At 74.2% G+C, this 5,701-nt stretch carries 3 protein-coding genes and 2 pseudogenes; 2 read left to right on the top strand and 3 right to left on the bottom strand.

The genetic code is table 11. The features are described from left to right. Positions 1-1,214: pseudogene (locus tag WH07_RS18710) on the bottom strand (hypothetical protein); the annotation flags it as partial. Positions 1,215-1,452: 238 nt separating this feature from the next. On the opposite strand from WH07_RS18710, the gene WH07_RS38925 reads away from it, so the two are divergent. Next, complete coding sequence (locus tag WH07_RS38925) at positions 1,453-2,016, top strand: hypothetical protein (protein WP_157877382.1); 564 nt, start codon at positions 1,453-1,455, stop codon at positions 2,014-2,016. Positions 2,017-2,150: 134 nt separating this feature from the next. Here the strand turns inward: WH07_RS38925 and WH07_RS39845 are convergent, their stop codons facing one another. Together WH07_RS39845 and WH07_RS18720 are read right to left on the bottom strand one after the other, a co-directional pair. Next, complete coding sequence (locus WH07_RS39845; RefSeq protein WP_157877383.1) at positions 2,151-2,333, bottom strand: hypothetical protein; 183 nt, start codon at positions 2,331-2,333, stop codon at positions 2,151-2,153. A 342-nt stretch (positions 2,334-2,675) separates the two neighbouring features. Continuing rightward, a complete protein-coding gene (locus WH07_RS18720) occupies positions 2,676-3,737 on the bottom strand; it encodes a P-loop NTPase family protein (protein WP_046501251.1) in 1,062 nt (353 codons plus the stop codon). Positions 3,738-3,933: 196 nt separating this feature from the next. On the opposite strand from WH07_RS18720, the pseudogene WH07_RS18725 reads away from it, so the two are divergent. Continuing rightward, positions 3,934-5,701: pseudogene (locus tag WH07_RS18725) on the top strand (DNA-binding protein); the annotation flags it as partial.

A 5,701-nucleotide genomic window follows, 5' to 3' on the forward strand; every position in this document is an offset into this window, starting at 1 on the left:
CCCGCGCCCCGCTCCTGATCCGCGCTCCCGGCCCGCTCCTGATCCGCGCCCCCGCCCGAGCCTTCGCCGCCGACGGCTCCTTCCCCGGCGTCGCCCCGGCTGAGACGTTCCGGGTCATGGGGGTCGAAGAGCCGGTGGGCCGTCGCGGCCAGATCGCCGGCGGACGCCTCGTCGAGCGGGACGAGATCCGCGAGGACATGCGCGCCGGTGGTCAGGGCCGCGCTGTCGAGGACGACCGTACGGATACGGTCGAGCCTGCGCAGGGAGTCCGGGCCGTGGACAAGGGTGCCGCTGTGCGCGAGGGCGCCGCCGAGAACGCAGGCGAACCCTTCCCTGGCCAGTACGGGCGCCTTGGGGATGGCCGCGAGCGAGGCGCTGGCCGCGCTGCCGGTACGCCGGGTCACCGCCAGCGCCCCGGCGAAGGTCAGCCCCGCGATGACCGCCGCCATGTCGGCGTACCGCTCGACGGGCCCCGGCCGCAGCGGAGCCGGACGCGGCATGGGGTCCCGGAACTCCGCCCGCGCGAGCTGGGGTTCCCGGGAGAGATCCGGCTCGGCGCTGGTCCAGGCGGCGCGGTGGGCCTTCAGCTCCGCCGCGCTGAGGGCGTGCCGTACGGCGTCGACGGCGAGGCCGAGGAATCCGCCGGCGCTGCCCTGGGCGGCGGCGTTCAGGGTGGCGAGTACGACGGAGGTGTTCCGCTCCCCCACCACCTTCCCGACCATCCGCCGCAGCCGCGGCTGCGTCTCGACGATGGTCACCACGGAGGCCAGCTCGATCGGCAGCGGGGCGTGCTGGGTGAGGCGCCCCATCACGGCGAGCGGCAGCGCGACGGTCTGGGTCGCCAGGGACCAGACAGCCCGTCCGGCCGGTTCGGCGGAGGCCGGGTGGAGCGGCAGCGGCCCGTGCGCCGTGTCGTACGCCTCCTCGACCGCTTCGACGACCTCGAGCAGCGCGCGTACGGTCGACTCGTCCTCCGCCTGGCCCTCCACCGCGACGACCACGCTCTGCAGGACGGCGTTCACCGCGGCCCACCGCACTCCGGGCACCTCGGCCAGCCCCTGCTCCAGGGCTTCGGCGACCTTGGCGCCGGCCGGGCCGCGCAGCCCGCGCACGGTCAGATGCGCCCGTCCGCCCTCGAACATCCGCACTCGCTCATGAGCCCGGGACAGCAGGGGCTCTACCACCGCGCGCACCACTCCCAGGGCTGGCAGCACAGCCGAAGCGGGCCGCGCGACAGTCCTGAGCGCGGCAGCTCTCAGAGTGCCGAGTCCGGGGATTCCCACAACTCACCGTCCACGTTCGGCTGATCGGGCCGGGTGCCGGAGCGGCCGGGGCAGGACAGGACGCACCCCGCCGACCGCGGACAAGGGGCGGCGGACAGGGGGCTCGTACGGCACAGATGCGAGCAAAAAAGTAGTATAAAAAGGACAAATGCTCAAGGAGGCGATCACCGTGACAGACGCCACCAGGACGCGGCGCGCGGCCGGACACACGGGTGACGGGGCGGACCGGGCGTCCGAGACCCGGGCGGGCGGCGGCCTGCGGATGCACACCCTTCACGCGGACCTGCCCATCCCGTACCTCACGGCGAGCGACATCACCGCCAACGCCCGCGCGGCCGGCTCGAAGCTGACGCCGCCGAAGCCTCCACTGCCGTCGATGCCGTCGATGCCACCGCTGCCACCGCCCAAACGGCTCGCCTTCTACGGCGGTCTGGGCGCCCTCGCGGTCCTCGGAGCCCTGGACTGGCCGGTCGCGGTGGCCATCGGGGCCGCGACCGTGGTTGCCCGCAGCGGCCGGCGCGGGGAAGGCGAAGAGAGTGATGGCGGCGGGCGCGCCGCGAAGGGCGGGCGCGCTGAGAGCGCTACCAGGAGACCCCGGAAGACCGCAGCCACTCCTCCGGCGGAGGAGGAGAGCAAGCCGACCGCGAGGGGCGGCGGCACGAGGGGCGGTACGAGAGGTGGCGCCCGGGGCGGTACGAGAGGGGCGGCCAAGAAGGCGACCGCGAAGGCATGAGTGAGGCCTGAGCCGACGCCGACGGACCCGCTGCTGGCGCATGCGCGGAACGGGGCCGCCCCGGCGGCGCCGTTCCGTCAGGCGAAGGCTTCCGTCACGGTCACGCGAAGGCTTGCGTCACGCGAAGGGTTCCGTCACGCGAAGGCCGGAGTCGCGGCACCCCGCGAGTGCGCGTACTCCTTCCAGAGCCGGGTGACCAGGCGGGTGACGACCATCTCGATCGCGATGACTGCCGCCCTGGTGAGGAGCGAGACCAGGAAGCCGGACATCGGCGCCCTTTCTGTCGATGCTGTCTGTTCCTCCCATTTGTGAGCCATTCGGGGGACCCTGCCGACCAACGCGAGATGAACACTCAGGGAATGCAGCACGGCTGGATCTGGCAGCGGCGGCCTCCGCCCGGCGATGAGCACACAACAGGGAGCCCGTCCGGCGATTGAGGACAAGGCACCCGCCGGGGCTGGCGGCGGCCCGGCGGAGCCGGCCTAGGGCGTGTCTTCAAAGTAGCGTCGTCCGCCCGAAGGGCGGGCCCGGCGGCGTCTGGTGCGTGCGATCGCAAGGCGGAGGGGCGTCCTTGTACTGGACGTACTTGGATGATCCCGACAACGCGGCGAGCGTGTGTGCCAGGCGTCGCCGGGCAGACGGGACTTTGAAGACACGCCCTAGCGGCGGCGGGCCCGCCAGATCAGGTACAGCGCCGAGGTCACCGCCGCCGTGCGGAGTACCACCGGCCAGGCCCCTGAGAGCGCTTCCGCCATGCCCGTGTCCGGGATCCGTTCGCCCCAGCGGCCGTCCATGCGGCCCCAGAGCCAGACCAGGCCGCCCGCCGCGGAGACGCCGGGAAGACCGAAGACCGCCCACTTCGCTTCCGTACGGGAGAGCCTGCGCGAGGCGTACGCGAGGAGCCAGCCCAGGCCGAGGGCCACCCAGGATCCGGTCACCGCGCCCGCCACCAGCAGCACCGCGGCCACCAGCAGGAACGGACTGGAGAAGCCGCTCAGCACCCCGGGCTTCTTCGCGGGCTTTCCGCCGTTTCCGGGCTGCTGGTCGGGCTTCGTCCCATCCGGTTCCCCGGACTTGGCCGACTTGCCCGACCCGCCGGGCTTCCCGCCGAAGCCGCCCAGACGCCTGAGCTTCAGCCACCACCCGCGCGCGCCGCCCTTCTCCGCCTCCTCGGCGGCCTTCTCCTTCTCCTTCTTCTTCTCGGTCTCCTCCGGATCCTCCGGCGGCGGTTTCAGTATTTCGGGGATCTCGATCCCCGCCCAGACCCCACGGTCGCCCGCCGTCGGGTCCAACGGCCCGAGCTGGATCCGCCACCAGTCGGGCTCGCCGAATTCCGGCGCCGGCGTGTCGAGCGGAGGTGGCGGTGCCGCGACCCGCAGGACGTCCGCGTCGACAGGTTCCGCCGTGCGCTGCCCCGGTACGGTCGGCCGCGGCTCCTGCGGCACGTCCTCGAACACGGCTTCGTACGCGCTCTCGGAAGCGCTCTCAAACCCGCCCTCGGAAGCCGCCCGTACCACCGCGTCCGGTGTCCCAAGACGCCCCAGGATCCGGCGCACCGCCGCCGGGCCGCCCGAGCCCGGTCTGCGGCGCTGCCGGTCGATCTCCTTCCGCAGCGTCGACACCAGCCGCATCCGCTCCCCGGAGGGGAGTTGCCGCTGCTGTGCCACGTCCCCGACCCGGCTCAGATAGTCAAAGACGAGCTGGTCGCTCTCGATCCCCACACAGTCCTCCGCACAAGCGACAAGCGCTCACCGCCACCCGCGATGGTGTCGGAGTCATCCCCGAACGTCCACCCCGAACACGCGCGCCGTACGGCCGCTCCGAGCAGGGTACGGAGCAGACTCGGCACCACACCCGCCGCCGCCCCCGGGCCCCGCGGCGCGGGCGAAGCGCCCCTCAGGGGCTAACGTGGAACGGATGGGGACCCGTGGAAAGGCCAAGCAGGAGGCGCACGTGCCCGAAGGAACCAGCGGTACGCCACCGCGCACGCTCGCGGAGGCCCTGCGTACCCAGAGCGACAGTTCACTCGCCGCGCTGCTGCGTGCCAGGCCCGATCTCCTCACCCCCGTCCCCAGCGACCTGTCGCAGCTCGCGACCCGCGCGGGCACCCGCGCGTCGGTGGTACGGGCGCTGGAGCGGCTCGACCGGTTCACCCTGCAGACCGCGGAGGCGCTGGCCGTCGCGCCGGAGCCCGCCCCGTACGACACGCTGCGCGCGCTGCTGACCGGCGACGAGGGCGATCCGCGGATCGAGGAAGCGCTCCCGGGCGCGGTCCGCACGCTGCGGGACCGGGCGCTGATCTGGGGCGGTGACGACCGGCTGCGGCTGGTCCGTACCGCCCGCGAACTCCTCGCGCCCTCCCCCGCGCACCCCTCCCCGACCGGGCTCGGCCCGACCGTCGCCGAGGCCACCTCGGGCATGTCGCCGGGCCGCCTCCAGGAGATCCTCGCGGCGGCCGGTCTGCCCTCCACACACGATCCGGTCTCCGCCGTCGCCGCCCTGACCGGGCTCTTCACCGACCGTACGCGGATGGCCGCGCTGCTCGACACCGCGCCGATGGAAGCGCTCTCAGTGCTGGACCGGCTGGTGTGGGGGCCGCCGTACGGGGAGGTCACCTCCACGCCCACCCCGCCCGTGCAGTGGCTGCGCGACCGGGGGCTGCTGCTGCCCGCGACCACCCGTACGGTCGTGCTCCCGCGTGAGGCCGCGCTGCATCTGCGCGCCGGGCGCGCACACCGTACGCCGGAGCCCTTCGCCCCCGCCGTCGCGCCGCGCGCACCGGAGGCCGCAGGCGGCGCGCCCGCCGGAACGCGGCCGCTGGTGGTGGACAGCGCGGCCGCGGCCCAGGCGTACACGGCGCTGGCCACCGTCGAGGAGCTGGCCAAGGACTGGAACGAGGGCGGGCCGAACGTCCTGCGTGCGGGCGGCCTCTCCGTACGCGATCTCAAACGCACCGCCAGTGCCCTCGGCACCACCGAGCCCGTGGCCGCCTTCTGGGTCGAACTCGCCTATACGGCAGGGCTGTTGGCCACGGACGGCGAGGCCGACGAGCGGTACGCGCCGACGCCCGCGTACGACGAGTGGCAGGAGCTTCCCCCGCCCGAGCGGTGGGCCAGGATCGCGACGGCCTGGCTGGCGTCGACCCGTACGCCCGGCCTGGCGGGCAGTCAGGACAGCAAGGGGCGTACGCTCGCGGCGCTCGGCCCTGACCTGGACCGGGGCGCCGCGCCCGAGGTACGGCGACGGATCCTGGAACTCCTCGCCACCCTGCCGGAGAGCATCGCCCCCGACCCCGAATCGCTGCTGGCGCGGCTGCGCTGGGAGCGCCCGCTGCGTGGCGCGTCGGCCACCGGGCGGGCGGACGATCTGCGCTCGCGGCTGGCGGCCTGGACGCTGAACGAGGCGGAGATGCTCGGGGTCACGGGCCGGGGAGCGCTCTCAACGCACGGCCGGGCGCTGCTGGGCCCGGCGGCGGGTGCGGAGAACGGCGGCTCCGGCAGCGGCTCCCGTTCCGGCGCCGGGAACACCTCCCGTACCGCCACGACCGGTAGCAGCACCGGCACCGCGTCAGCCGCCGGACCCGGCCAAGCCGCGCCCGGCCAAACCGCGCCCGGCCAATCCGCGCCCCGCACCTCCGCGCCCGGCCCCTCCCCGCTCAACACATCCCCGTCCAGCACCTCCCCGC

This window comes from Streptomyces odonnellii, from assembly GCF_000981895.1.
Taxonomy (GTDB): domain Bacteria; phylum Actinomycetota; class Actinomycetes; order Streptomycetales; family Streptomycetaceae; genus Streptomyces; species Streptomyces odonnellii.